Annotated in this window: 26 protein-coding genes; 15 read left to right on the top strand and 11 right to left on the bottom strand. The window is 67.4% G+C overall.

Annotated features, from left to right (window positions below):
- The first annotated feature begins 14 nt into the window (after positions 1 to 14).
- Together JWS14_RS02635 and JWS14_RS02640 are read left to right on the top strand one after the other, a co-directional pair.
- Complete coding sequence (locus JWS14_RS02635; protein ID WP_206012427.1) at positions 15 to 2,150, top strand: tyrosine-type recombinase/integrase; 2,136 nt, start codon at positions 15 to 17, stop codon at positions 2,148 to 2,150.
- Complete coding sequence (locus JWS14_RS02640; protein ID WP_206012428.1) at positions 2,150 to 2,572, top strand: DUF6262 family protein; 423 nt, start codon at positions 2,150 to 2,152, stop codon at positions 2,570 to 2,572. The genes JWS14_RS02635 and JWS14_RS02640 overlap by 1 nt, the downstream gene beginning before the upstream one ends.
- Before the next feature lie 302 nt (positions 2,573 to 2,874).
- Here the strand turns inward: JWS14_RS02640 and JWS14_RS02645 are convergent, their stop codons facing one another.
- The 10 genes from JWS14_RS02645 to JWS14_RS02690 all read right to left on the bottom strand — a co-directional run bounded on the left by JWS14_RS02645 (position 2,875) and on the right by JWS14_RS02690 (position 13,974).
- Complete coding sequence (locus JWS14_RS02645; protein ID WP_083395864.1) at positions 2,875 to 4,188, bottom strand: MFS transporter; 1,314 nt, start codon at positions 4,186 to 4,188, stop codon at positions 2,875 to 2,877.
- Between the two features lie 317 nt (positions 4,189 to 4,505).
- Positions 4,506 to 5,675, bottom strand: coding sequence for a CaiB/BaiF CoA transferase family protein (locus tag JWS14_RS02650; RefSeq protein ID WP_206012429.1), 1,170 nt, complete (start codon positions 5,673 to 5,675; stop codon positions 4,506 to 4,508).
- 45 nt (positions 5,676 to 5,720) lie between these two features.
- Positions 5,721 to 6,512, bottom strand: a complete 792-nt coding sequence (locus JWS14_RS02655; RefSeq protein WP_072943237.1) for an enoyl-CoA hydratase/isomerase family protein — start codon at positions 6,510 to 6,512, stop codon at positions 5,721 to 5,723.
- Positions 6,509 to 7,759: an NAD(P)/FAD-dependent oxidoreductase gene (locus JWS14_RS02660; protein WP_095863960.1), complete on the bottom strand. Its 1,251-nt coding sequence runs from the start codon at positions 7,757 to 7,759 to the stop codon at positions 6,509 to 6,511. Before JWS14_RS02660 ends, JWS14_RS02655 begins: the two co-directional genes overlap by 4 nt.
- 47 nt (positions 7,760 to 7,806) lie before the next feature.
- Positions 7,807 to 8,964: an acyl-CoA dehydrogenase family protein gene (locus tag JWS14_RS02665; protein ID WP_072943235.1), complete on the bottom strand. Its 1,158-nt coding sequence runs from the start codon at positions 8,962 to 8,964 to the stop codon at positions 7,807 to 7,809.
- Entirely contained in the window at positions 8,961 to 10,532 is a 1,572-nt protein-coding gene (locus JWS14_RS02670; protein WP_206012430.1) for an acyl-CoA synthetase, read from the bottom strand. The genes JWS14_RS02665 and JWS14_RS02670 overlap by 4 nt, the downstream gene beginning before the upstream one ends.
- 70 nt (positions 10,533 to 10,602) lie before the next feature.
- Entirely contained in the window at positions 10,603 to 11,505 is a 903-nt protein-coding gene (locus JWS14_RS02675; RefSeq protein WP_072943233.1) for an SDR family NAD(P)-dependent oxidoreductase, read from the bottom strand.
- Positions 11,506 to 11,569: 64 nt separating this feature from the next.
- A complete protein-coding gene (locus tag JWS14_RS02680; protein WP_241031239.1) occupies positions 11,570 to 12,361 on the bottom strand; it encodes an acyl-CoA thioesterase in 792 nt (263 codons plus the stop codon).
- A gap of 155 nt (positions 12,362 to 12,516) precedes the next feature.
- Positions 12,517 to 12,723 (bottom strand): ferredoxin, encoded by a 207-nt coding sequence (locus JWS14_RS02685; RefSeq protein ID WP_206012431.1) that lies wholly within the window; start codon positions 12,721 to 12,723, stop codon positions 12,517 to 12,519.
- An 18-nt stretch (positions 12,724 to 12,741) separates the two neighbouring features.
- The gene (locus JWS14_RS02690; RefSeq protein WP_072943231.1) at positions 12,742 to 13,974 is read right to left on the bottom strand and encodes a cytochrome P450; all 1,233 of its coding nucleotides are present in this window, start codon (positions 13,972 to 13,974) and stop codon (positions 12,742 to 12,744) included.
- 314 nt (positions 13,975 to 14,288) lie between these two features.
- Here JWS14_RS02690 and JWS14_RS02695 point away from each other — a divergent pair, with 314 nt between their 5' ends.
- The 8 genes from JWS14_RS02695 to JWS14_RS02730 all read left to right on the top strand — a co-directional run bounded on the left by JWS14_RS02695 (position 14,289) and on the right by JWS14_RS02730 (position 21,868).
- Complete coding sequence (locus tag JWS14_RS02695) at positions 14,289 to 15,476, top strand: lipid-transfer protein (RefSeq protein ID WP_206012432.1); 1,188 nt, start codon at positions 14,289 to 14,291, stop codon at positions 15,474 to 15,476.
- Between the two features lie 3 nt (positions 15,477 to 15,479).
- Positions 15,480 to 15,935, top strand: a complete 456-nt coding sequence (locus JWS14_RS02700; RefSeq protein ID WP_072943227.1) for a MaoC family dehydratase N-terminal domain-containing protein — start codon at positions 15,480 to 15,482, stop codon at positions 15,933 to 15,935.
- Complete coding sequence (locus JWS14_RS02705) at positions 15,932 to 16,327, top strand: MaoC/PaaZ C-terminal domain-containing protein (protein WP_206012433.1); 396 nt, start codon at positions 15,932 to 15,934, stop codon at positions 16,325 to 16,327. The genes JWS14_RS02700 and JWS14_RS02705 overlap by 4 nt, the downstream gene beginning before the upstream one ends.
- A 26-nt stretch (positions 16,328 to 16,353) precedes the next feature.
- Positions 16,354 to 17,157 (top strand): SDR family NAD(P)-dependent oxidoreductase, encoded by an 804-nt coding sequence (locus tag JWS14_RS02710; RefSeq protein WP_206012434.1) that lies wholly within the window; start codon positions 16,354 to 16,356, stop codon positions 17,155 to 17,157.
- A gap of 69 nt (positions 17,158 to 17,226) precedes the next feature.
- The gene (locus JWS14_RS02715) at positions 17,227 to 18,396 is read left to right on the top strand and encodes a thiolase family protein (protein WP_206012435.1); all 1,170 of its coding nucleotides are present in this window, start codon (positions 17,227 to 17,229) and stop codon (positions 18,394 to 18,396) included.
- The gene (locus JWS14_RS02720) at positions 18,393 to 19,178 is read left to right on the top strand and encodes an SDR family NAD(P)-dependent oxidoreductase (RefSeq protein ID WP_072943216.1); all 786 of its coding nucleotides are present in this window, start codon (positions 18,393 to 18,395) and stop codon (positions 19,176 to 19,178) included. Before JWS14_RS02715 ends, JWS14_RS02720 begins: the two co-directional genes overlap by 4 nt.
- A 23-nt stretch (positions 19,179 to 19,201) precedes the next feature.
- Positions 19,202 to 20,011 (top strand): enoyl-CoA hydratase/isomerase family protein, encoded by an 810-nt coding sequence (locus JWS14_RS02725; protein WP_206012436.1) that lies wholly within the window; start codon positions 19,202 to 19,204, stop codon positions 20,009 to 20,011.
- A 36-nt stretch (positions 20,012 to 20,047) separates the two neighbouring features.
- Complete coding sequence (locus tag JWS14_RS02730) at positions 20,048 to 21,868, top strand: AMP-dependent synthetase/ligase (RefSeq protein ID WP_072943213.1); 1,821 nt, start codon at positions 20,048 to 20,050, stop codon at positions 21,866 to 21,868.
- A gap of 55 nt (positions 21,869 to 21,923) precedes the next feature.
- On the opposite strand, the gene JWS14_RS02735 is transcribed toward JWS14_RS02730, so the two are convergent.
- A complete protein-coding gene (locus tag JWS14_RS02735; RefSeq protein ID WP_095863952.1) occupies positions 21,924 to 23,123 on the bottom strand; it encodes a TetR/AcrR family transcriptional regulator in 1,200 nt (399 codons plus the stop codon).
- A gap of 422 nt (positions 23,124 to 23,545) precedes the next feature.
- Here JWS14_RS02735 and JWS14_RS49890 point away from each other — a divergent pair, with 422 nt between their 5' ends.
- From JWS14_RS49890 to JWS14_RS02750, 5 genes are all read left to right on the top strand, one after another.
- The gene (locus JWS14_RS49890; RefSeq protein ID WP_072943209.1) at positions 23,546 to 23,950 is read left to right on the top strand and encodes a hypothetical protein; all 405 of its coding nucleotides are present in this window, start codon (positions 23,546 to 23,548) and stop codon (positions 23,948 to 23,950) included.
- A gap of 265 nt (positions 23,951 to 24,215) precedes the next feature.
- Positions 24,216 to 24,740, top strand: a complete 525-nt coding sequence (locus JWS14_RS49895; protein WP_241031644.1) for a PucR family transcriptional regulator — start codon at positions 24,216 to 24,218, stop codon at positions 24,738 to 24,740.
- Positions 24,637 to 24,951: a hypothetical protein gene (locus JWS14_RS02745; RefSeq protein ID WP_241031240.1), complete on the top strand. Its 315-nt coding sequence runs from the start codon at positions 24,637 to 24,639 to the stop codon at positions 24,949 to 24,951. The genes JWS14_RS49895 and JWS14_RS02745 overlap by 104 nt, the downstream gene beginning before the upstream one ends.
- Positions 24,948 to 25,193, top strand: a complete 246-nt coding sequence (locus JWS14_RS49900) for a hypothetical protein (RefSeq protein ID WP_241031241.1) — start codon at positions 24,948 to 24,950, stop codon at positions 25,191 to 25,193. Before JWS14_RS02745 ends, JWS14_RS49900 begins: the two co-directional genes overlap by 4 nt.
- Before the next feature lie 518 nt (positions 25,194 to 25,711).
- The gene (locus tag JWS14_RS02750) at positions 25,712 to 26,911 is read left to right on the top strand and encodes a Fic family protein (RefSeq protein ID WP_206012437.1); all 1,200 of its coding nucleotides are present in this window, start codon (positions 25,712 to 25,714) and stop codon (positions 26,909 to 26,911) included.
- Positions 26,912 to 26,950 lie beyond the last annotated feature (39 nt).

Below are 26,950 nucleotides of genomic sequence, written 5' to 3' on the forward strand. Positions count from 1 at the left end.
CCACGATCGACTGGGTGGAAGCGGCCCGCGTCCGCTGCGACCCGCAGGCGCTGGAGGACTTGTGGGCGGCGGTGCCGGAACCGATGCGGCTGTCGTGCTTCGCCGAGTCAAGTGTCCCACCGGAATACGCGGGAGCGTTCTGCCACGACGGGACCTGGCAGGCCGGGGTGGACCTGTCGCAGCTGCCGGAGCCGATGCGCCGGGAGGTGGCGTGGTGTGTGTTCCGGATCATCGAGCTGGGCGGGAAGATCCCGACACCGGGCTTGAGCATGCTGGTGCGCCGGCTCGGTGAGGTGATCGCCGATCGTGCCGGGCAGGCGCCCGCCTCCCTGCTCGGACTGCCCGTGCGGGACTGGTGCGGGCAGATCCAGCATGCGGTGCACCGCCGCCGCGGACGGCTGCCGGCGGCCACCACGATGAACAACATCCGCTGCCTGCTGACGCGGATGATGCGGCTACTCGTCACCGCCTCCGATACCGGCCCGTGGTGGCAGCGGGACCGATGGAACCCGGTCGAGGACAACCGGATCCCGCTGCGCGAGCACGAGCCGATGGGCCGGTACTCGGTGCGGTTCGACCGGATCGGCGCCCGCTGGCTGCGGCGCGGGCTGCAGTGGCACTGCAAGGTCGGGCTGGAGACGGGATCGTTGAGCTGGTCGACGGTGCACCGCCGGATCGTGGCGGTGGGCGAGTTCGACGCGTTCCTGGGCGGCCGCGGGGTCGAGGGGCCGTGGCTGGTCGATGACGCCGCCGGGATGCGGGCCCTCATGCTGGAGTTCCTCGGTCATCTCCGCGCCAGGCCGGTCACCCGTGGACGCCGCACCGGCCAGCGGTTGTCGCCGGCGTCGATGCAGCGTCTGGCCAGCGATGTGGAGCAGTTCTACCTATTCATGACCGACAACAAGGACGCGGCCGCCGCGGCGCTGGCCGAACCGGGCTGGCGGCGACTCGGACCCGAGCACGCCGGCGTCTACCGGCGGGGTGAGCTGCCCGGCAAGCCGCGGCCCCGGCTCGACGGTCAGGTCATCGACGACGACGCCATGACGCGGATCATGGCCGGGCTGGACCTGCTCGGCGCCGCGGTCGCCGACGGCGGGTTCGGGGACGAGCAGGCCATGCGGATCACCATGCTGGTGGCGTTGTTGGGCCGGCGCGTCAGCGAGATCTGCCTGGTCGACCGCGACCCGCTGCTGCCGTTGTCGCCGACGGCCCCCGCCTCGCCGGGCGACCCCGCCGCAGACGGTGACGAGCTGGGGCTGGTCGCCAAGCTCCGCTACCAGCAGACGAAGATCGACGGCGGGCCGGACACCATCCCGGTGCACGCCGAGGTCGTCGCGATCATCCGCGAGCAGCAACAGTGGGCGCAGCGGTTCCTCGCCGAACACGGCGCACCCGGCAGGACCCCGAAGTACCTGTTCCTGGCCACGCTGATGAACCGCAACGGCGACCGGCCCTACTCCGGCACCGTCCTGCGGAATCTGCTGACCGATCTGGCCGTCCGGCTGGACGTGCGCGACAGCACCGGAGCCCTGGTCGATTTCAACCGCACCCACCGATTCCGCCACACCGTCGCCACCCGGTTGCTGAACACCGGCGTCCCGTTGCACGTGCTGCAGCGCTATCTCGGGCACCTCACGCCGACTATGAGCATGACGTATGCGCAGACGTTGCAGTCCACCGCCGAGGCCGAGTTCCTGCGCTTCCGAAAGATCACCGCCGACGGGCGTGAGCTCGAGGTCGATCCCCGCGACCTCTACGACATGCTCGAGCTGGACCGACGCACCGACCGGATCCTGCCCAACGGGTACTGCCTGCTGCCGCCCCGTCAGGTCTGCGGCAAGGGCAACGCCTGCCTGACCTGCGACAAGTTCGCCACCGACGCCACCTTCCTGCCCGAGCTGCAAACCCAACTCGCCCGAACCACACAACTCATTACCGAACGCCGCGCGACGTTCGAGGCCCGCACCGGACACCAGATGGGCGAGGACAACATCTGGCTCGCCGGACGCCACCAGGAACGCGATGCCCTCGGCCGAATCATCCTCACCCTCGGGCACACCCGGCTCGCCGACGGCACCGCCGGGGCGATCCGCGGCGCCGGCGTCGAGGCCCGCACCGAGGCCATCACCGGAAAAGAGGACAACCACTGATGCGTGGCAACCCGGACAACCTCCGCCAGGCCGCCGCCCGCAAGAGCGCCGCCGCTCAGGCCCGAGCCGAGCAGGGACTGCACGAGATCATCCGCCGCAACGAGCCGATCACCTTCCGCGGCCTCGCCCGGACCGCGGGTGTCTCCCTGGACTTCCTCTACCGCTGCACCCCGATCCGCCAACGCGTCCAACAACTTCGGACTCAACAGCAGAACACACCGCCACCGGCAGCAGCGGCCCCGACCGGAGACGGAACTCCGAGCAGCGTCGTCCGCACCCTCACCGCCCAGCTCACCGAACTCAAACGGCGTCACCGTGACGAGATAGGCGCGCTCCAACAGGCGCTCGAGGCCGCGCACGGCGAGAACCTCGAACTACGTCGCCGCCTCGGCGCCCAACGCGCCCTCCAAACACCAGGGTGACGCCCTGACGCTCCTCTTGCAGACGCGTACGCAAAAGATCTACCTGCATAAACACGCAGATTCACGCTCATTACCCCAGATAAGACGTCGGCATAGGTCGATGATTCGCACACCGGCCACGTTGCTGATATGGCCTGCGAGCCCGATATCGGCGGTCCGCAAGGGAATGTGCACTGCTTGTTCGAGCAGCAGCTTCATGCTCAGACTTTCGGTGGATTCAGTCCCCGAGGTGTCGACAAGCGTTCCCCGTGGTGGATCCGATGCGATCGAAATCCACCACGGGGCGCAGCTGAGCGCGCGCTCTACCTGCCAGCCGCCGCGGACATCGCGGCGACGTCACGTTCCGGCTTGATCAGAAGCGCGCCGATCACTCCCGCGACGATCAGGATTCCCCCGAGCAGGGCGAAGCCTGACTGATAGCCCGCGAGCGGAGTCGCCGAGCCCGTCACGAAGCCACCCAGCATCAGCGGCGCGAGAACGCCACCCATGCTGTAGCAGGCGACGATGATGCCGATCACGGTGCCGCGCTGTGTCGCGGGGACGACGTCGGAGATCAGCGTCCACGCCACCCCCTGTGCCCCCACGACGAGGGCGGCTCCGACTACCAGCAGAGCGATCTGCAGCGGACCGCGTTCGGGAACCATCCACACCGAGGTGCTGAGGCCGCCCACCGTGACCAGTGCACAGGGCAGCAGACCTCGCGCGGCGCGCACACTCATGCCCCGCTTGGTCATCGCCCGGGAGACCGCGCCGAAGGCGATCATCAGCACCGCGCTGAGCAGGTACGTCAGCGAGACCAGCCAGCCGGCAGTCTTCGCGTCGTAGCCGGCGCCCTGTCGCAGCGCCAGCGGCAGCCAGCTGATCTTCGTTGCCGCTGTGCAGAAGGTGGCGAAGAACAGCACCGTGACCCCGATGACGGTGCCGGAGAACAGCAGCCGCCGGAACGGCACGTGCTCGGGCAGCAGGGCGATCGACGACTGCTGGTGCCCGGCCACCTCCGGGCCCTCGCGGCCGAGGAGCAGCCAGGCCACGACGAACAGCGCACCCGCCACCGCCGCGACCGCGAAGGCTGCATGCCAGTCGAAGCTGGTGATCAGTGCGGTGATTACCGGCGCGGCGACGACCGGGCCAACTGCGACGCCGGCGCCGACGATGGAGGTAGGCAGGGCCCGCTTCTCCGGGGCGAACCAGGTGTGGGTGACGCTGAAAGCCATGGCAGCGCTGGGCCCTTCGGCAAATCCCAGCAAAATCCGGGTGATGATCAGGACCGTGAAGCTGGTGCTCCAGATCATCGGGACCAGACTGAGGGTCCATAGAAGAGCGACGCCGCCGAGCAACCAGCGAGCCGGTACCTTGCCGACGAAGTACCCACCGAGGATGGCGCCGACGGCGAAGAGCCAGAAGAATGCGCTCTGCATGAGGCCGAACTGGCTGGCGTCGATGCGGAGATCCCGCATCATCTCGACACCGGCGAGGCCGACGATCGCCTTGTCAGCGTAGTTCAGCAGCAGGAATGTGAACAGCAGCACGACGATCGTCCAGGCCTGACGCCTGGTCACCGGGCCGCGCGCCGCGGCTTCCGGCTTTGCTGCCGGTGAAGACTGGTCAACAGTCATGAGCGACCTTCCTCGAATGAAGAGTTTATCGGAGGGGTGGGAGGCGAACCCACACGATTCCTGCCCGGCGCGGTGACGCTCACACGGGGCTTCGCCTCTCAAGAGTGAAGCACGCCACACCGACCGAAGCAAGAGCTATACCCGACTAACAATTAACTTAATCGTGTTCTTACAGTTAAATTGAGGATTATCTTTCGAACACCACTTCACTAATGGCGTTCTCGGACGCGCGCAGAGCCAGCCACGTGGGCCGCCGGGCGTTAAGGGCCCCCGGCGCCGCCGGGGGCCCTCCGTTGTGGGGCTGATCGCCGGTATTGCTACGCAATCACGCCTTGCGCCCGCAGTCCGGCGATGCGGCCGGGAACGTAACCGACTTCGGCGAGTACGTTTTCGGTGTCGGAGCCGATGACCGACGCGCGGGACGGCTCGGCGGCCGGGGTGCCGGAGAACCGCGGCGCGGGAGCGGGTTCGATTGCCCCGTCGGGGCCAGTCCTGAATGTGCCGCGCGCGTGGTTGTGTGGATGCCGAGGGGCTTCGGTCAGGGACAGGACGGGAGTCACACAGGCTCCCCTGCCGGCGAACACGCGCTCCCAGGCATCGCGATCGCGACTGCCGAAGACCTCGCCGAGAGTCTTGCGCATGGCTCGCCACGCGGTGCTGTCGCGTCGGTCGGCGAAGTCCGGGTCGTCCTCGAGTCGCAGAACCTGGAGCAGGGCCCCGTACGACCGCTCGTCCCCGATGCCGAGGGCGACGTGCCGGTCGTCGGCGCAGCGATAGACCCCGTAGCAGGGACTGCCGCCGTCGATCGAGTTGCGTTCTCGTTCGTCTTCCCAGCCTCCCGCGTTGAGGAAACCGTGGATCATCGCCAGCAGCGTGGCCGAGCCGTCGGTCATCGCGGCGTCGACCACCTGGCCCCGTCCTGTGCTGCGCGCGCTGAGGATCCCGGCGAGCAGGCCAAAGGCCAACAGCATGCCACCGCCGCCCATGTCACCGATTAGGTTGAGCGGCACGACCGGCTCGTCGGCCGGCCCGATGGCGTGCAGGGCCCCGCTGAGGGCGATGAAGTTGATGTCGTGCCCCGGCTCGGCGGCCAAAGGACCATCCTGACCCCAGCCCGTCATCCGGCCGTAGGCCAACGCCGGGTTGCGCGCCAGCAGGGCATACGGTCCGATACCCAGACGCTCGGCGACTCCCGGGCGGAAGCCTTCGATCACGGCGTCCGCGGTGTCGATCAGCGCTAGTACGACGTCGGTGCCCTGCCCGTGCTTGAGGTCGATCGTGACCGAGCGCCGATTGCGGTGCAGGATCGGGTGGGGGTTGGGCTTCCCCGCGTCCTGTGGTCGGTCGATGCGGATTACCTCGGCACCGAGGTCGCCGAGCAGCATGCCGGCGAAGGGGCCGGGACCGATGCCTCCGAGTTCGACGACACGGATGCCGGACAGTGGCCCGCGGTGGGCCGTGGCTTTTCTAGGGGCGGTGGGAGTCATGGTGGGAGCTCTCGTTCGGAATTGGGCGTCGCCTCCGCACGGGAGTCAGGCGATCACGAATCGGGGCGCGCGCTTTTCCACGAAGGCGACACGCGCCTCCTCGGCGTCCGGGGAGGCCGCGCACGTGGCGAACTGCTCTGCTTCGAGGGGCAGGTAGTCCCCCAGGGACAGGCTCGTGGCCGCCTGCAGGTTGCGCCGCGCCGCCGCGACGGCTGTGGGCGAGTGGGACGCGATCTCGGTAGCGGTGGCCATCACCCTCGCCGAGAGTTCCTCGGGTGGTAGCACGTCGTTGACCAGTCCCCAGTCGAGCAATTCGGTGCCGCGCAGTCTCGGGGAGAGCAGAAGCAACTCTTTCGCCCGGAGCGGCCCGACGAGCCGGGTCAGGTGCCACACACCGCCGAGGTCGCCGCCGAAGGCGACCTTGACGAACGCGGTGCTCATCACGGCCGTCGTCGAGGCGTACCGGAAGTCGCAGTTGAGCGCGAAGGACATCCCGGCGCCGGCGCAGCCACCGCGGATCTCCGCGATGGTCGGTGTGTTCATGTCGTGCATGCAGGTCACCAGACGCGTGTAGCGCATGAGCGACGTACGGCCCCGCAGGTGGTCACCCGCCGGGTATGGCGGCGGGTCGGTGTCGGCGTTGTCGCGTCCGACAGAGAAGTGGTCGCCGGTGCTGGTGATGACGACCGCCCGGATGCCACGGTCGTTCTCCGCCCGTTCGAGGGCGGCGAGCAGCCCGTCGGCCATCTCGATCGTGAAGGAGTTGCGGCGCTCGGGGCGGTTCATCGCGATCGTCGCGACACCGTTTTCTTCTCGGTATACGACCGTGTCGGTCATGGTTGTGTCCTCACTGCTGGAACGTCTGTGATGGGTGATGGAACCGGGCCGACACCGGCCGTCGTCGGTGTGCGCTGCGGAGGCGGTGCATCGGCGACGAGCCGCGCTCGCCACGTGCGCGCGATCCGCGGCATGTTCCAGGCGGCCACGGCGCGGGTGCGCCCGTCCGCGTCGAACTGCACGGCGGCGAACGGCCCTTCCTCCGGATCACCGTCGACGACCGTGAACCCGAGGTCACCCGAGATGCGCCCGTAGACCTGGATCCTGTTGTCGTACTGGTCTGTCCAGAAGTACGGGATCGGTGCGAACGGGATGCGGTGGCCGAGCAGCGTCCGGGCAGCCGCCATCCCCTGCTCTGTCGCGTTCATGCGGTGTTCGACGCGAATCCGGCCGAACCGAGGATGGATCCACGAGGCGACGTCGCCTGCGCCGACGATGCCGGGCGCGGCCTCGCAGCACTCGTCGCACAGCAGCCCGTCACCGACCGGCAGACCGCTGTCGCGCAGCCAGTCGACCGCAGGTACCGAGCCGATCGCGACCACGACAACCCGGGCGGGAGTCACCGTGCCGTCGTCGAGACGCACGCCGGCAACCCGGCCGTGCTCTTCCGTGAAGCCGACGACTCCGGTGCCGCACCGCAGGTCCACTCCGCGGTCGATGTGCAGCCGGGCGACCCGGGCCGCCATACCGGCACCCAGTTGGCGCACCATCGGCGCGTCCAGCGGATCGACAATCGTTACAGCACACCCTAATTCTCGGGCAACCGCCGCGGCCTCGGCGCCCAGGAAGCCGGCGCCGACGACCACGACGGGCGGGCGCTCCTGCAGTGCCTCCCTGAGGTCCCACGCGTCGTCGAGACCGCGCAGCACGTGCACGCCGTCGAGGTCGTGTCCGAACGGAAGTCGCCGGGGCCGCACCCCGGTTGCGACGACCAGTCCGTCGAACGGTACTCGTGTGCCGTCGCCCAATTCGACGGTGCGCGCACCCAGATCCAGGCGCTCCGCTCTGATACCCAGCAACCAATCCACGTCGAGGGCGTCGAGCGACTCCTGGGCGCGCAGAGCGACGCGCTCACGTTTCCACTCGCCGCGCAGGACCTGTTTGGACAGGGGCGGTCGGTCGTACGGGGCGTGCGGCTCGTCGCCGATCACCGTCAACCGCCCCTCGAAGCCGTCCCGGCGCAGTGTTTCGGCGGCGGTCAATCCCGCCGCCGATGCGCCGACGACGACGACATCTCGGAGTGTCATCGAATGTTCCTTCGGTTGGGTTCGCTCACGACGTTCAGCGCTCTCGTCTACAGGCTGAGGTCTTTGGCGATGATGGTCTTCATCACCTCGCTGGATCCGCCGTAAATGCGGTTGACGCGGATATCGGTGTACAGCCGGGCGATGGGGTATTCGCGCATGTAGCCGTAACCGCCGTGCAGTTGCAGGCACTTGTCGATCACCCGGCCGGCGGTCTCGGTCGCGAACAGCTTGATCCGCGCCGCGTCCGCCGGGGTCAGTTCCCCGACTGCCTCCAACTCGATACCCCGATCCACCAGTGCCTGCGAGGCCTCGACCTCTGTGGCGCACTCCGCCAGCACGAACTTCGTGTTCTGGAATGCCGCCACCGGCCGGCCGAAGACGACTCGTTCCTTGACGTACTCCTTGGCGTGTTCGATCGCGGCTGCGGCCCGTCCGGTGGCGTCGACGCCGACCAACAGGCGCTCACGAGGCAGATTCTGGCCCATGTAGGCGAACGCCTTGCCCTCCTCGCCGAGCAGATTTTCCACCGGCACAACGATGTCGGTGAAGGACAATTCATTGGTGTCGCTCGCCTTGAGGCCGATCTTGTCGAGATTGCGGCCGAATTCGAAGCCCGTGCTGTCGGTGGGCACGACCAGCAGGCTCAGGCCGGTGCGGCGGTCGTCCTCAGTCGGGAGTGAGGTGCGGGCGACCACGACGCACAGCTCGGAGTTGCGGGCACCGGAGATGAAGGTCTTCGCACCATTGAGCACATAGTGAGTGCCGTCCTCGGACAGCCGTGCGGAGGTCCGGATGCCTGCCAGATCCGAGCCGGTGCCCGGTTCGGTCATTGCGATGCACAGGACCGTATCGCCCGATGCGATCCCGGGCAGCCACCGCTTCTTCTGCTCCTCGGTGGCCAGGGTGAGTAGGTAGGGCAGGACCATCCCGGTGCTGAGCCCGTAGTGGCCGAGCATGATGACGGCGCGGGCGCTTTCCTCGGAGAGGATCGCCTGATACTTGAAGCTGACCTCGCCCGGGCCCCCGTATTCCTCGGGGATGCCGAAACCGGTGACGCCGATGTCACCGAGTTTGCTGAACAGATCGCGGGGCGGGTGGCCGGCTGCTTCCCAGTCCGGATAGTGGGGAACGACCTCCTTGGCGATGAAATCGCGGATCATCGTGCGGAATTCGTCGTGGTCGGTGTCGTAGACGGTGCGTTTCATGTCGGCTGCTCGTTTCGGGAAGTCGTTGGAAGGGTGGTGTCGCGGTCGGTGTATGCCGCGCGGAGTTCACGTTTGAGGATTTTTCCGGTGCCCGAGACCGGCATGGCGCCGACGAAGTCGACCGTGCGCGGCGCCTTGTAGCCCGCGATGAGGGTCTTGGTGTGAGCGCGCAGTTCTTCGGCAGTGACCGTGTGGCCCGGCCGCGGCACGATCACGGCGTGCACCCGCTCGCCCCAATCCGGGTCGGGGACGCCGATCACCGCACAGGACGCCACCGCCGGGTGGGCGGCCAGGGCATTCTCCACCTCCGCGGAGTACACGTTCTCACCACCGGTGATGATCATGTCCTTGAGGCGGTCGACGATGTAGAGGTAACCGGCCTCGTCGAGGTATCCCCCGTCGCCGGTGTGCATCCAGCCGTCCCGGAGTGCGGTCGCGGTGGCTTCCGGCTTGCGCCAGTACCCGGCCATGACGTGGTCGCCTCTGGTCACGACCTCGCCGATCTGGCCGGGAGGGAGGCGGTGACCGTCCGGGTCGACGACGGCGATCTCGACGGTGGGCGTGGCCCGGCCGACCGAGCGTAGTCGGGCGCCTCCGGTCCTGTGCTCGTCGCCGCCGAGGACGGTCAGCACGCCGGTCTCGGTCATCCCGTAGACGTGGACGAAGTTGATCGAGGGGAAGTGTTTCATTGCCAGGTCGAGCAGGCTTTGCGGGGTGCCCGATGCGCCGTACCCGATGAATTCGAGGCTGCTGACGTCGTAGGAGTCGAAGTCGGGGTGCTCGCAGAGCCTTTGGATCATGGCGGGAACGAGCGCACACCCGGTGACGCGGTGTTCGTCGATTGCGCCCAGTACGGCCTCCGGCGTGAAGGTGGGCAAGAACACCAGGGTGCCGCCGAGCAGGGTCTGGCCGTACCAACTGAGAAGGGCTCCGATGTGGAAGAGCGGTGCCGTGCACAGCGTGGCTCCGCCACGTTTCACCGACGACCCGGCGAGGTGGTAGCTCAGCAAGGAGGTCATGAAGGAGCGGTGGGTGACCATCACGCCCTTGGGTTTGCCGGTGGTGCCGCCGGTGTAGAGCAACATCGCCAGCTCGTCGCCGCCTCGATGGATGTGGGGAACCGGTGCCGCGCCGGCGACCAGTTCCTCGTAGGCGAGCATGCCCTCGGGGGTCGGCCCGGCGCCGCAGTAGATCAGGGTGCGTAGGCCGGGGGCTCGCTCACGCAGCTCGGGGCCGAAGTGTGCGAACGCGTCGTCGACGAACAGTACCTCGGTGCCGGAGTCGGTCAGCGCGTAGGCGATCTCAGCGGCGGACCATCGGGTGTTGATGGGGTTCGCCACTGCGCCGGCCCACCAGCTGGCGAAGAATACTTCGTGGTGGTGGGCGGAGTTCAGCGCCACGATGCCGACCCTGTTGCCGGTGCCGACGCCGATCCGCTGGAGTGCCCCGGCCAGTCGAGCCACACTGTCGGCGACCTCTCGGGTGGTGCGGGAACAGTCGCCGTCGACGGTCATGACCTCATCGGGCCACTGCTCGAGTGCGCGGTGTAAGGCGTGGGTCAGATACATGACAACTCCCGCTGCGCCGTCCGGCGGAACCGTCGGATCGGATGGTGGTTGTGCGATAAGGGGTCCGCGGTCACTGGCCCGCACCCTCGAGTTGGATCAGTCGGGGGCGGATGGCCTCGGCCGACTTCGGGAACGACGCGGCGCCCATCAGTTCGGCCAGCTCGTCGACCGACCAGGGGCGGTCGGTGTCGACGGAGTGCGCGAGCGAGTAGCCGGCGTAGAGACCGACATGGCCTCCGGTGACGGAGAAGACCTGCCCTGTGAAGGGGCAGTCGGCGGTGGCCAGGTAGCCCACCAGTGACGACACATTCCTCGGGTGGAACCGGTCGAACGCGTCTTCGTCTTCCGGTGCGGCGACCGCCGCGGCCAGAATTGGTGCGGTCGTGACCATCGGCGTGCGCGCCGCCGGCGAGATCGCGTTGGCGCGGACCCCGAATCGGCCCAGTTCTTCTGCCGCGAGAACGGCCTGGATCGCCAGGCCTGCCTTCGCGGCGGCGTAGTTCCATTGGCCGACATTGCCGTGCAGGCCGGCGGCGGATGTCGTGTTGACGATCGAGCGGTCGGCCGACGCACCCGACCGACTCTGTTCACGCCAGAACCGTCCCGCCGCCCGGGTGAGCCCGAACGCACCCTTGAGGTGGACGTCGACCACGAGGTCGAACTGGTCCTCGGTCATGTTCCACAGCATGGCGTCACGCACGACCCCGGCGTTGTTCACGATGACGTGGAGGTCGCCGAAGGACTCGACCGCTGCTGCCACGAGCTGCTCTCCGGTGGTCATATCAGCAACGGAGCCCTCGACCGCGACGGCTTCCCCTCCGGCGGAACGGATCTCGTCAACCACGGCCTGTGCGCCATGCAGATCGTTCACGACGACCGTGGCGCCTTCGGCGGCGAGTAGCAACGCGTGCTCGCGTCCCAGGCCGCCGCCGGCACCGGTGACGACGGCCACGCGATTGTGCAACTGTCCCATGGTTTTTACTCTCTTTCTGCGGGGGAACGACCGACACGACCGGTCGGTCTTCCCGTGGGATGGTCTAGGTGGTGCCCGGTTCGGCCCGTCGGGAACGCGGACGGATCGCCGCCTCCTGGGTGACGGAAGCGACCAACGCGCCGTCCCGGGTCCAGAATTCACCGAGGTTGAAACCCCTCCCGTCCACTGTCGACGTGCTGCGCTGAGCGAACAGCAGCCACTCGTCCGCACGGAAAGGGCGGTGGAACCACATCGCGTGGTCGAGGGAGGACAACATCATCTTCGAGGGCTCGGCCCGGATCGGGTAAAGCAGCTCGATGTCCAGGACCGCCGTCTGGGGCAGCGTGATATCGGAGCAGTAGGTGAGTGCGCACGCGTGCAGCAGGGGGTCGTCGGGCATCGATTCTTTCGTCCGGAACCACACCGCCTGACGTAGCTGGCCACCGTCCTGCGCCCACGTCGCACCACCAGGCGACAGCGGGGCGATGCGCATCGCGGTCACCTGCGCGTACTTGGCAATCCGGTAAGCCGCGGGTTTGATCTCGGACCAGTATTCGAAGGCGTCGGCCAGATCGTCGGGCGGCAGCACCTGCGGCATCCGCGTCTGTCGTTCGGCCCCTGCCTCCGGGCGCTTGAAAGATGCGGTCAGGGTAAAGATCGGTTGTCCCTGTTGGATTGCGGTCACCCTACGGGCCGAGTAGCTGCGCCCGTCGCGCATGCGTTCGACGGTGTAGTCGACGGGCCGGTCGGTGTCCCCGCCTCGAAGGAAGTATCCGTGCAGCGAATGCACCGTGCGGTCCGGGTCGACGGTATGCCCGGCCGCAGCGAGGGCCTGGGCCGCGATCTGTCCTCCCATCGCTCGCATCGGTGAACCGCCATGACACCATCCCTGGAAGCGATCGGGGTCCGAGCGCTCGAGGCTGAGGAACTCGATCAAGCCGGCACCGTTTCGGGTGTCCCCCGGCCCGGCAGGCCGAGTGCCACCCGGCTGCACCGACGTCGTGGGCATCGTCACGTCTCTGCTCGCTCACCGAGTTCGATGGCGACCGCCGGGCACAGCCGGGCGGCCTCCCGGATCTGGTCGTGCAACTCGGCGGGCGCGTTGTCGACCAGCAGAACCGCGACACCGTCCTCGTCGCGCTGGTCGAACACGTCGGGGGCCGCGAGCACGCACTGCCCGCCACCGACGCACTTGTCTTCGTCAATGTGGATTTCCATCATTGTGGTCCTTTCGTGTCACCAGGTCACCAACAGTCGATGCACCCCGTAGATCGACATGTCGTCTTTGAAGGCGACATTCTCGAGTGGCTCGGCGAGCGCCAGTGTGGGAATTCGGCGGAACAGCGTGCCGAACACGACCTGCAGTTCGACGCGCGCCAGCTGCTGCCCCAGGCACTGGTGGACACCGAAGCCGAACGCAAGGTGGTGACGGGCCTGACGGGTGATGTCGAGGGCGTCCGGTCCGGACACGCCTTCGTCGTGAAACGCGAGGGCATCGCGGTTGCCGGAATCGAGGGACAGGACGACACCGTCGCCGCGTCGGATGAGAGTCCCGGCGATCTCCATGTCCTCGCTGGCGACCCGGCGCAGACCGCTGTGCACGATGGTCAGGTACCGGAGCAACTCTTCGACCGCGCCGGCCAGTAGTGCCGGGTCGCCGCTCGTGCGGAGCAACTCCACCTGGTCCGGCCTGCCGAGCAGCGCGGCCGTGCCGAGCGCGATCATGTTCGCGGAGGTCTCGTGGCCGGCGGTCAGTAGCAGCAGACCCATCCGTGCCACCTCTTCGCGGGTCATCAAGCCCGGGACGAGCTGCTCCACGGCGAGGCGGCTGAGCACGTCGTCACCCGGATTCACGCTCTTGGCGTCGACCAGCCCGGCGATGAACTCGATCAGTTCCTCCGCTGCCGCGGTGGTCTGCTCCGGCGTCGATGCCTTGGCGACGAACACCTTGCTCAGTCGCTGAAACACGTCGTGGTCGGCGTACGGCACCCCGAGCAGCTCGCAGATCATCAGCGACGGCACCGGGAGCGCGAAGGCCTCCACCAGGTCGACCGGCTTAGGCCCGGCGAGCAGCTCGGTGATGAGCGCGTCCACGATCTCCTGGATGTGCTCGCGCAACGCCTGCATCCGCTTCGCGGTGAAGTCGCGGGCCAGTACTCGTCGGGGATCGTCGTGCGCGGGACCGTCCATCTGGAAGAACGTCTTCGCGCGCGCCCGGCGGGCCCTGATGGCGGCCGAGGAGTGGGGGTAGCCCGGATTGTCGGTGTCGGCGCTGATCGCGGAGTGACTGAGCACGGCGCGGATGTCTTCGTGCCGGGTCACGAGCCAGGGCTCGCTGCCGTCCCAGATCCGCACCCGTCTGAGGGCCCCTTCACGGCGCCACTCCGCGAGCGTCGCCGGCGGGTCGAAGGGGCACCGGGCGACATCGCGGTGCATCGGAAATGCCGTGGCTTCGGTGGTGTCGAGCATTGGAACTCTCCTGTCACGAGCGAGCTCACTCGCCAATCGGTTAATACTCGAACCATACTTCACTTACTGCGTTCTATGTCAAGGCCTGAAGCAGGAATCCGAGCCGCATATTTCGCCTCTTACCGGCCACGAACGAGAGGCTCCCGCCGCTCGTCCGACGCTGCGATCGGATCTAACACTGAATTACATACTGATGCGGCGACGCCTGCGGCCGAGCGTTGACGCAGGTCGGCGGCGAATTTCACGAACGCCCTTGACAGGCCCGCGTCCGATCACCGAAAGTGAATCATCGTTAGAGTGAAAGGGAGATCGAAATGAATCGCAGAGTGTTGGTTGCCGGTGTCGGCATGGCGCCGTTCAGCAAACCGAGCGCCGGAGACTCCTACGACTTCCAAGGTCCGAGGGCGATCACGTCCGCCCTTAAGGACGCTGGGCTGACCTATGACCGGGTGCAGCAGGTCTACGCCGGATATGTTTATGGCGATTCGACCAGTGGTCAGCGAGTCGTGTACCAGATCGGCAAGACCGGGATCCCGGTGCTGAACGTCAACAACAACTGCGCCTCCGGATCTTCGGCGTTGTGGCTGGCCCGCCAAGCGGTCGAATCCGGTGCCGTCGACTGCGCACTCGCCGTCGGCTTCGAGCAGATGCCACCCGGCGCCCTGAGCGCGAAGTGGACCGATCGGCCCGCCCCGCTGAGCGACTTCGTCGCGGCACTGGGCGAGATCTACGACATCGATCCCGACGTTCCCATGACTCCGCAATACTTTGCCGCGGCCGGCCTCGAGTACTTGCAGAAGTACGGTGGCAGTGCGGACACCTTCGCCGCGGTGGCGGTCAAAGCCCGCAGCCACGCCGCGAACAACCCGTATGCGGTGTTCCGGGATCCGGTCACCTTGACCGACGTGCTCGACTCCCCCCGGATCGCGGGACTGCTGACCCGGCTGCAATGCTGCCCGCCCACCTGCGGCGCCGCCGCAGCAGTGATCTGCTCGGACGAGTTCGCCCGAGCGAACGGACTGACCCCGAGGGTTGCCATCGCGGCGCAGACCCTACAGTCCGACGCCGACGACCTCTTCGCGAAGAAGAGCGCGATGTCGCTGGTCGGCACGGATGTGACCCGGAGGGCCGCCCGGGATGTGTACCAGCAGGCAGGTGTCGACCCCCGCGACATCGCGGTCGTCGAACTGCACGACTGCTTCACCGTCAACGAGGTGCTCTCCTACGAGGCGCTCGGCCTGTGCGACGAGGGCGGGGCCGAGAAGTTCATCCTCGAGGGCGAGAACACCTACGGCGGCAGGGTGGTCACCAACCCCTCCGGCGGTCTGCTGTCCAAGGGACATCCGCTGGGGGCCACCGGTCTCGCCCAGACCGCCGAGATCACCTGGCAACTGCGCGGCGAGGCGGGCGATCGACAGGTCGAGAACGCCACCCTGGGCCTCCAGCACAACCTCGGCCTCGGCACCGCAGGTGTGATCACGCTGTTCGAAAGGTTGTCCTGAACCATGCCCATCGACCCGACGATCGTCGGCACCCGTACCCCCGAGTTCCAGACCACAGCCGAACGCGGCCGGTTGCGCTCCTTCGCGCAGGCGACCGGACAACCCGATCCGGCGTACACCGACCTCGACGCCGCCCGGTTGGCGGGTTACCGCGATCTCCTGATCCCGGCGACGTTCCTGTTCTGCCTCGAGATGGACAACCCCGACCGGCACCGATTCCTCGCCGACCTCGGAGTCGACATGCGCGCAATCCTGCACGGAGGACAGCGATTCCACTACCACGCCCAGGCGTACGCCGGTGACACCCTGACCTTCTGGACCGAGGTGACCGACGTCTACGACAAGAAGGGCGGTGCCCTCGACTTCATCGTCCGCGACACCCACGTCAGCCGTGACGGCACCCCCATCGCAACGCTGACGAGCACCATCGTCGTCCGCGACCCGAAGGCGGCCGCATGAACACCGCATACCTGACCGCGGGAGACACCTTCTCCCTCGACTGCCCCACGATCACCCGCACGACCCTCGCCCTGTACGCCGGCGCCTCCGGGGACCACAACCCGGTCCACATCGACATCGACGCCTGCCACGCCGTCGGAATCGAGGACGTCTTCGCCCACGGAATGCTGTCGATGGCCTACCTGGGCCGGTTGCTGACCGCGACGTTCCCGCAAGACCGCCTCCGCAGCTTCGAGGTTCGATTCACCGCGATCACACCGGTGAACACCACACCGACCTGCACGGGCACCGTCGCCAAGGTCGAGGACGGCCTCGCCCACCTCGATCTCAGTGTCGCCCTTCCCGACGGAACGGTCACCCTCTCGGGCACCGCCGTCGTCACCACCCACTGATTCGACCAACGCAAGGACTCCCCATCATGAAAACCCTGGACGGCAACGTCGCACTCATCTCCGGCTCCGGGCGCGGCATCGGCCGCGAAGTCGCACTCAAACTGGCCGCCGAAGGCGCCAGCGTCGTCGTCAACGACGTCGACAAGGAACCCGCCGACGAGACCGTCGCCGACATCGTGTCCGCCGGCGGAAAGGCGGTGGCCTGCATCGGTTCGGTCACCGACCACGACTTCGCCGACCGCTTCGTCGCAACCGCCACCGACACCTTCGGTGGGCTCGACATCATCGTCAACAACGCCGGCTACATCATGGACAACGTCATCCAGAAGATGACCGACGACCAGTGGCAGAACGTCCTCGACGTACACCTGCAGGCGCCGTTCCGGATTCTGCGCGCCGCCCAGCCCTACATCAAGGCGAACCCGACCGATCGCCACCGCAAGGTCGTCAACGTCTCCTCCGTCTCCGGTGTCTACGGAAACCCCGGGCAGGCCAACTACGCTGCCGCCAAGGCTGGGGTCATCGGGCTCACCAAGACCCTCGCCAAGGAGTGGGGCCGCTACAAGGTCAACGTCAACGCCGTCGCCTTCGGGTTCATCCTCACCCGCATGACCGAGGCCGTCGCCGGCGACGACACCTACGTCGAAATCGAAGGCCGCAAGATCAAGGTCGGGGTCAGTCAGGACATCATGAGCGCGGTCAAGCGCACCAACCCCCTCGGCAGGCCGGGCACACCCGCCGAGGCCGCCGGCGCTGTCTACGCGCTCTGCCTGCAGGAGACGAATTACGTCTCCGGCCAATGCCTTACCGTCGACGCCGGCTCCCGCTGATCTGCGTGCCGACCACCGTCCCGAAACCCTCACCGGCCCACCGGGCCCCTCACTCCCTCGGAGACCATCATGCGTGATGCCGTCATCGTCGACGCGGTACGCACCGCCGTCGGCAAAAGGAACGGATCACTGGCGAAGCATCACTCCGCCACCCTGTCCGCCCACGTCCTCACCGCACTCGCCGAACGCAACCATCTGGACCCCGCCGTCGTCGACGATGTCGTCTGGGGCTGCGCCATCGGCGTCGGTATGCAGAGCGGCTGCATCGGCCGCGCCGCCGTCCTCGCCGCCGGTTGGCCCGAATCGGTTCCCGGCCTGACCATCGACCGCCAGTGCGGATCCTCCCAACAGGCGGTACACCAGGCCGCGGCCGGGGTCGTCGCCGGCCAGTACGACGTCGCCGTGGCCGGTGGCGTCGAGATCATGAGCGCCGTGCCGGCAAGCGCCACTCTCGCCGACGGCCAGTTCGGCCAGCCCTTCGGCCCCGACGTGTGGAAGCGCTACGACGACAGACGATTCCATCAGGGTGTGGGTGCGCAAAGGATCGCCGCCGAGTACGGAATCACCCGCACCGAGATGGACCAGCACGCCCTCGACTCGCACGCCCGCGCCGCCCGGGCGATCGACGAAGGACGCTTCAAGGACCAGATCGCGCCCATCACGGTGACCGGCGACAACGGCGCCGAACACACCTTCGACACCGACGAGGGCGTGCGGCGCGGCTCCACCCTCGAAACCCTCGGCGGACTCGCGCCTGCCTTCGGTGAGGGTGGCACCATCACCGCGGGCAACGCCTCACAGATCTCCGACGGCGCCGGCGCATTGCTGATCACCACCAGCGAGTTCGCCCGCGCGCAGGGTTGGACGCCGATTGCCCGCATCCACACCGCGGTGGTCGCCGGCACCGACCCCGTGACCATGCTCAAAGGTCCCATCCCCGCCACCGCCAAGGTATTGAAGAAGAGTGGGCTGACGCTCGACGACATCGGAGTGTTCGAGATCAACGAGGCCTTCGCCTCGGTCACGCTCGCCTGGCTGCGCGAGACCGGCGCGGACTACACCCAGATGAACCCGAACGGCGGAGCGATGGCCATCGGACACCCCGTCGGCGGATCCGGCGCCCGGATCATGACCACACTGGTCCACCACATGCGCGAACAGGGCATCCGCTACGGACTGCAGTCGATGTGCGAGGGCGGCGGCATGGCCAACGCCACCATCCTGGAGCTGCTGTCGTGACCGCGGCACGGACCGCCCTGGTCACCGGAGCAGCACGCGGCATCGGCCGCCGGATCGCCGTGAACCTCGCTAAGGACGGATACGCCGTCGCGGTCGTCGACACCGACTTCGACGGGTACCGCGAGTTCGCAGCCGACGACGAAACCACCAGCGTCATCGACGAACTCGAAAGTCACGGCGCGCCGGTCATCGCCGCCGAAGCCAGCACCACCGACGTCGACGCGATGAACGAACTCGGGACGCGCATCCTCGACGAATGGTCGGCGCTCGGCGCGCTGGTCTGCAACGCAGGCGGCGGATCCGGGGCCTTCGACGGCAACCGGGCCTCCGCGATCGACCTCGACGACCTCGACAACGTCCTGCGCCGAAACCTGCACGGGACCATCACCACCGTCGGCGCTGCGCTGCCCGCGCTACGGCGCGCCACCGATCCCTCGATCGTCACCATGGGGTCGATCACCGGGGTCGAAGCCAAATCCACCGGCACCTACGCCCACTACGGCATCACCAAGGCAGCAGTGATGCACTACACCCGCTACCTCGCCAACGACCTTGCCCCGGAAGGCATCCGGGTCAATTGTGTGGCACCCGGACTCATCGCCACCGGTCGCGCCCAGCACCGGCTGCGTGAGCGCGCCGACTCCGGGGACGAGATCCTCGCGCGGATCGGGTCCCCGGACGACGTCGCCGAAGCGGTCCGCTTCCTCGTCTCGCCCGCCTCCGCGTACATGTCCGGGCAGATCCTGCCCCTGTGGCGGCCTCTGGTCGCCGATCAGCGATGAATCGACTCGAAAGGAACACCACCATGGGCACCACCGCGCCCTACGACTACACCCATCTGGAGATCGACCAGCGGGACGGCGTCCTCACGGTCCGCCTCGACCGACCGGACGACTACAACGCCATCAACCACGACCTGCACACCGAGCTCATCGCCCTGTGGGGACAGATCCGTCGCGACCGGCAGGTGCGGGCAGTGGTCCTGACCGGCAACGGGCGAGCGTTCTCGGCCGGCGGGAACCTCAAGGGCCCGCGGATGAGCGCCGGCCCCGAACTCGACGCCTTCTTCCAGGACGCCCGCTCCATCATCATCGAACTGCTCGAACTCCCCCAGCCGATCATCGCCGCCGTGAACGGCCCCGCCATCGGACTCGGGGCGACCCTCGCCCTGCTGTGCGACGTGGTGTACGCCTCCACCGACGCCGTCATCGCCGACCCGCACGTGACTGTCGGCGTGGTCGCCGGCGACGGCGGTGTGGTGGCCTGGCCGTGGCTGACCGGCATGGCCCGGGCCAAGGAATACCTGCTCACCGGCGACAAGGTCGGTGCGGTCGAAGCCGAACGGATCGGGCTGGTCAACCGGGTCATCGAGCCGAGTGCGCTGCTCGATCAGGCTCACGCCCTCGCGCACCGGCTGGCCGAGAGCCCCGTGCGTGCCGTCCAAGGCACCAAGGCGGCGCTGAACATCATTCTCCGGGACACCGCGAACCTCGTCCTCGACACCGCGCTGGCCACCGAGAAGGAGTGCTTCGCCTCTGGCGACCACGCCCGCGCCGTCGAGGCCTTCCTCGCCGAGCGGGAGACCCTCAAGGCCGCGGCCCGGACCCCGGCCTGATCCGTGCCCCGCTGTGACGAAAGAGGTAACACCCCCATGATGTCGTTGGATCAGGTCGAAGAAGCGCAGAGCCTGTGCGCAGTCTTTCAGGCCACGGTCACCACCTGCGCCGACCAGGTCGCTCTCCGCACCGCCGAGGGCGACCGGACCGTCAGCTGGCGGGCCTACGGTGAGCAGGTGCGGCAGATCGCCGCCGGCCTGGCAAAGCTGGGAGTCCGGCGCGGGGACACGGTGGCGATCATGCTCACCAACCGGCCCGAGTTCCACCTCGTCGACACCGCCGTGATGCACCTGGGTGCGACGGCGTTCTCCATCTACAACACCTTCACCCCGGAACAGATCGCGCAGCTCTTCGCCAGCGCCCACAACCAGATCGTCGTCACCGAAGCACAGTTCATCGACAAGATCCGGCAGGCCGGCGCCGTCCATCCGATCGGGCACATCGTGTGTGTCGACGGCACCGGCCCCGACACGACCTCCTTGGACGGCCTCATCGCCCAGGGAGACTCGGACTTCGACTTCGAAGCCCGCTGGCGAGCGGTCCGCCGCGAGGACCTGCTGGCGCTGATCTTCACCTCCGGCACCACCGGAGCGCCGAAGGGCGTCGAACTCACGCACGCGAACGTCCTGTTCGCCGTCGCGGCGAAGGTCGCGCACCAGCAAGAGGTCCTCGGCAGCGACGTCACCGAACGCGTCCTGTCCTACCTTCCCGACGCCAACCTCGCCAACCGCTTCGCCGCCCACTACGTGCCCATGGCCAGCGGTGCCACCGTGACCGACGTCCGCGACGGCAGAACCGTTCTGCAGGTCTTCCAGGACGTGCACCCGACGACGTTCATGGGCGTTCCGATGATCTGGTATCGGCTCAAGGCGATGATCGACGCCGCCGTCGCCGAATCGGACCAACCCGTCCGTGACCAAGCCGCCTCGGCGCTGTCGGTCAGCCTCGACAAGGTTCGGCGCGAACTCGCCGGGCAACCCGTGCCCGCGCGGCTCGCCGCTGACCACGAGGTCGCCGACCGAGCCGTGCTCGGGCCGCTACGCCGTCGGTTCGGAATCGATCATCTCGGGTTCGCCACCTCCGGTGGCGCCCCGATCTCCCCGGAGGCGCTCGAATTCTTCCTCGCGCTCGGTGTCCCGGTGTGCGAGGTCTACGGCCTGACCGAGAGCGCCGCGTCCGGTATCGCTAACCACCCGAATCGAATCCGGATCGGCACGGTCGGTCAACCGCGGCCCGGTGTCGAGGTCGCACTCGCTCCCGACGGTGAACTGCTGTTGCGCAGCGTCGGTGTGATGCGGGGATACCGCAACGATCCGGTCAAGACGGGCGAGGCCCTCGACGCCGAGGGGTGGTTGCACACCGGAGATGTCGCCACCATCGACGCCGACGGCTATGTCACCATCGTCGACCGCAAGAAGGACATGATCATCAACTCCTCGGGGAAGAATTTGGCCCCGGCGAACATCGAGAATGCGATCAAGCTCGAGTGCCCGCTGCTCGGATCCGTCGTCGCGGTCGGCGACGGTAGGCCTCACATCGTCGCGCTGCTCATCCTCGATCCGGACCAGGCCGGCGTCTTCGCCGAGACCCACGCAATCGAGGACCGACGCCCGGTAGCACTTGCCGACGACCCCCGGATCCTCGCCGCGATAGCCGACGGGGTCGCGCGCGGCAATGCCCGCCTCTCCCGGGTCGAGCAGGTGCGCGCCTACACCGTGCTCCCGACGTTCTGGGAGGCCAATGGGGAGGAACTCACCGCGACCACCAAGGTGCGCCGCAAACTTGTCCACCAGAAGTACGCCGCCCAGATCGACGCCCTGTACACCCCGACGGCGGCGGCCGGGCAGCGCACCTGATCCGGCGATGCTCTCCGTACCGGTAGGCGGCCCGGGCCCGCATCAGGCGGGCCGCCTACCGGTGTTGCTCGGTGCCCGACGGACCGGGCAACCCGAGGACCGCTGCGCCCAGACTGGACAATTGGATTCGGACATCCTCCGGTGGCCCGGGCAGTTGCCTGCGCATCCGGTTGATGACGGACTGGGCGGTGCGGGACAGAGCTTCGGCCTCGGGGCCGGTGAGGTCGGGACGGACCCGGGTCAGCAGCGCCACCCATTCACTGGCGTAGTCGTGCTGCAGGCGTCGGATGGGGGCGCGCTCGTCCTCCGGTACGTTGACGACCTCGGTCAGCAACGCGCTGAGCGCGTCACCGTGCTCGACGTTGATGCGGACAAAGGACGCCAGCGCAGAATCGAGCGCGGCGGCGGAGTCGTCCGTGCCCGACAGCGCCCCGGACACATCGAAGTACAGCGCGTCGAGGCAGCGGGTGATCACCGTGACCAGGATCGCGGACTTCCCGGGGAAATGGTGATAGAGAGTCGGCCCGGTAATTCCCGCCGCGGTACCGATATCGTCCATTCCCACGGCCTGATAGCCCCGTTCGGCGAACAGTGTCACCGCGGCCGCGAGGATCGCTTCCCTGCGCGCGGCCGGCATGATGCGACCGCGCGGCTCATCCCGCGCGGACATCGCTCGTTCGACCGCGGGCAGCTCCTCGATCCGGCACACCGCCGCCGCGGCCTCCACCATCAACATGCGTGCTCGTGTGTGGTCGAGTTTGCGCCTGCTGAACATCGGATTGCTGCTCACTACCGCATGCGCGCCACCCGCCAGCATCGCCACCGCCGGCTCCTCGAGATCCGGGCGGGCGGCCGCGATCGCCTCATGCAGCGGACGGAGAGCCCGCTCGTAGCGCTCGCGCAGTGTGTCCCGCCCCGGCGGATCCAGGTAGGCCTGGTTTCGTTCCCACAGCGCGCTTGCACGGCCCTGGCGCAGCGCCGTCGCGACAGCGTCCTCGAGCATCTCCCCGAGTGCGTGGCGCGGTCCCCCGTAGGTCGCCTCGAGCTGCTCGATCTCGAACTCGACCGCAGCGGCGAGCAGATCCTGCTTGCCCCGGAAGTGCCGATACAGTGCCGGGCCGGTGATTCCGACGTCAGCAGCGATGTCCGCGATCGCGGCATCATGGAAACCACGCCGCTCGAACTGTCTCGCCGCAGCGGCAATGATGAGCTGCTTGCGATTGCGCGGGCGGCGCTGCACGACAGTCTCGGTCATGATCCGCTCCTCTCCTTCAGGTCTCCGGGCTCCGCGCTCGACCAACGGGCAACCGGTATCCCATCCATCGGTAACCACTTCCACCGCCGCCGGACACGTCCGCACCCTCCACCAGCATGTTAGCAGCTGTTCGGTTTGACCTCGCATTACGGACGGGGCCCCCACACCCCGGCATCACGAAACGCAACGATCATCTACCCATGCTTACAACTGGCGGTCGACCAGTTCGGGCAGTCCACCACACTGGCGGACCGAACTACGAAGTTAACGAGAATATAGGGAAACGCGAATCAGCACGCCTGACCCGGCAGCTCGGGAGAGCCGCTGTGAAGGGTATCCGGCCGCCGCCCCCGACCACCACGGACTGCACGAAAAGTCGTGACCGCGCTGCGCGACATCACACCGAAGGGCAAGGACCGGACATGACCGCCGCAACGACCAGCACCCTCGCACGACCCATCACCGACCTGAGGACCAGAGTCCCCGGCATGGCGCGCGCTGCGATCGATCGCTACATCGAGGGAACCGCACGATACGCCGAAACCGGCATACCTGAATATCTGCACCGCGAGAGCGTGCACACCATCCACACGCTGCTGACCGTGTGTCTACGATCGGCACTCGAAGACTCGCTCGATATCCCCGGATCGCTCCGAGAAGTCATCGAGCGCGGCACCGAGCGAGTCGCCGAAGGACTGCCGCTGCGCGAGTACATGCGCTGCTGGCAAATCGGATTCGACGTCCTCGCCGAGGAACTGCACACCACCATCGGTGCCGGCCACCCCGGGTCTCCGCCTTGCCCTTACCCGCATCCGCCACACCTATGACTGCATCCTGCGTGAAGTGATCGCGGCGTACGAACTCCACACGATGGACCTGCTCGCCACACAGGGCAACGACCACGCTCGCATCATCGACGCCCTGCTGCGCGGAGAGCAGCCGCCATTCGACGACCACGGTCAGGTACCCGCGCGTCCGGTCATCGCGCTCCTGCACATCGGCGTGATACCGGGCGAAGATTCACCGGCCCCGCAGATCAGGGGGCAACCCCCCAGCTCGTCCCTCCCGGTTCTACTCCACCGCTGCCGAGCCATGCAGCACCGTCCAGAATTGATCGACACCCTGCGGGCGTATCTGGCACACAACCTCGATCGGCGAAGCACCGCACACGCGTTGTTCGTGCACCCGAACACCGTCGACAACCGACTCACACGGGTACACGAGCTCACCGGACTCGACGTCCGCGTCACCACCGAGCTGCTCACCATCGCCGTCGCAGCCCACGCCCTGAACATCGCCAGATGCGCCGTGCCGCACGCCGAAAACCGGGCCGGAGCCGGAGCCGACACCGCCGTGGTGGACACGGGTTCCCGGACCCACCGAACTATGACACGGTCACAGCCTTCGGTCGAATTGCTGTGCATTAGAACGATTGCCGCCGACACCCCGTCGACGAACAATGGGACAGACGACCACCACATCGCTGGTCGTCTCGACAACGAGGAGAAGCCTCGTGACCAACATCATCGACTACGCCGACAAGGCGTGGAGCGAAGCCGATACCGCCGCCTACCACCGCGGCGACCTACGCAAGGACGGGCTACATCTCGTCGGTGACGGCGTCTACATGTGGCCCGCATTCGGCAACGTCTACGCCTTTCCCACCAGCGACGGAATCGTCCTCTACGACACCGGAGACCTCAACCGCTACCAGCAGACCCGCGGCTACAACGCGGTGATCAACCAACGCCAGTTCCAAGCTCCCACCCTGCAATGGCCCGCCGAGTACCGACACCCCGACTGCACCTTTCCGACCGCACCACCGTGAACATCGGTGAGCTGCGGATGGAACTGCACCATGCCCGCGGCGAGACCGACGACGCCGCCATCGCATGGATACCGGACCGCGGAATTCTCTGTTGCGGTGACTTCTTCATCTGGGCAAGCCCCAACGCCGCCAAAGGCATCTATGCGTGGGCGGTCGCCGAATCCCGTGCCGCCCTCGACGACACCACTCGCACAACCGAACTCAGATCCATGACCGCCGGACGAACCCAATGGGCATTGTGAACCCAGCACGCGCGCACACAGCCCCGGCGCGACACTGAGCGAGGTAGTGTACCCGCAACCACGGTCACCGGATCGATCGACGCTGATCAGCACGGGAATGCAGCAGCGGCCACACGCCAGTGACGGCTCCCCCACCGGGCACACCCCCTCTGCTTGATTCAGCCGGCCCGCTCCGTCGGTCATCACCGCCTCCGCAACCCTCGCCCGAGGCGGATCAGCGCGCCCCCCACCGGCTACCGCGCACGCGATGAGTTTTCGCGGCGGAGGATGCGACCGTCCTGGTCGAGTCGGCGTCGATCCGGGGTGCTTCCGGTCCAGGGAGTGGACCACTGGCCACCGGGCCAATGGTCCACCCGCGATGTCGGTCCATCTCGCAGATCGACCACCGGATCGTCGAATCAGGAACGAAGTCCCGAATCACCGGCGCACGGATCCCCTCTGTTCATCATGATCCGTTTCTCACCGAGTACACCGCCCATACCATTGGATAAATTACTAACCAATAGTATGGTCCGGGTATGACATCGGTTGATGACGGACAGCGGTGGCCGCCCGTCGCCCACGAGGAGCATCCCTGGGTCAGCACCACCGGCAACTACGGATCTCGACGCGAACGTCGCCTCACCTCCGGACCCTACCGCGCGGCGGTACCGCCATTCATCGCGAACCGGACCATCTCACTGAACGGCGAACTGCAGGCACTGACGGAGGAAACGGCGACCGAACTCACCCGCTTCGACGCCGAGGTCGGCCACATCACCGCCCCGTTCGCATCCATTCTGCTGCGCACCGAGAGTGCATCGAGCTCAGAGATCGAGAACCTCACCAGCGGGGCACGCCAGATCGCGCTGGCGGAACTCGGCGAGTACGCCTCCCGCAACGCCCGCCTGATCGTCGGAAACGTCCGGGCCATGCAGGCCGCATTGGAGTTGTCCGACCGCATCGACGCCGACGCGATCCTGCAGATGCACCGGGCACTGCTCGAACACGGCGACCCGAACATCGCCGGCCGATGGCGGCAACAGCAGGTCTGGATCGGCGGCGGAAGCCTCGGCCCACACACCGCGCAATTCGTCCCCCCACACCACGACCGCGTTCCCGAACTGATCGACGACCTGACCGCCTTCGCCAACCGCGTCGACGTACCCGTGGTCGCCCAGATAGCGGTCGCACACGCACAGTTCGAAACCATTCACCCGTTCCCTGACGGCAACGGGCGCGTCGGTCGCGCCCTGATCCAGGCGATGCTGCGCGGCGGACAGCTCACCCGCAGCGTCGCCGTACCGGTGTCCGCGGGCCTCCTGCACGACACCGCCACCTATTTCCAAGCCCTCGACGACTACCGGTCGGGCAACCTCGAGCCGATCATGCGGTCGATCGCGGAAGCATCATTCGCCGCCATCGCCAACGGCCGCACCCTCGTCCGAGACCTGGAAACGGTTCGAGCCGACTGGCGCACCCGGGTGACGGCGCGACGAGACGCGGCGGTACACCGCCTCGCCGACCTCCTCCTTCGCCAACCGGTCGTCGAGAGCAAACTCGTCACCTCCACGCTGGGGGTCACCGGCGCCAACGCGCAAATCGCGATCGACCGCCTGGTCGACGCCGGAATACTCACCCAAATCACCGACGGACGACGCAACCGGATCTGGCAAGCCAAGGACGTCGTCCGTGTCCTCGACGAATTCGCCGCCCGCGCCAAACGACGCCGAGGATGAATGCGGTGGGTTCTCACTCCCGACAGTGGAATCAGGGCA

It is taken from the genome of Rhodococcus koreensis, from assembly GCF_017068375.1.
Lineage (GTDB): Bacteria > Actinomycetota > Actinomycetes > Mycobacteriales > Mycobacteriaceae > Rhodococcus_F > Rhodococcus_F koreensis.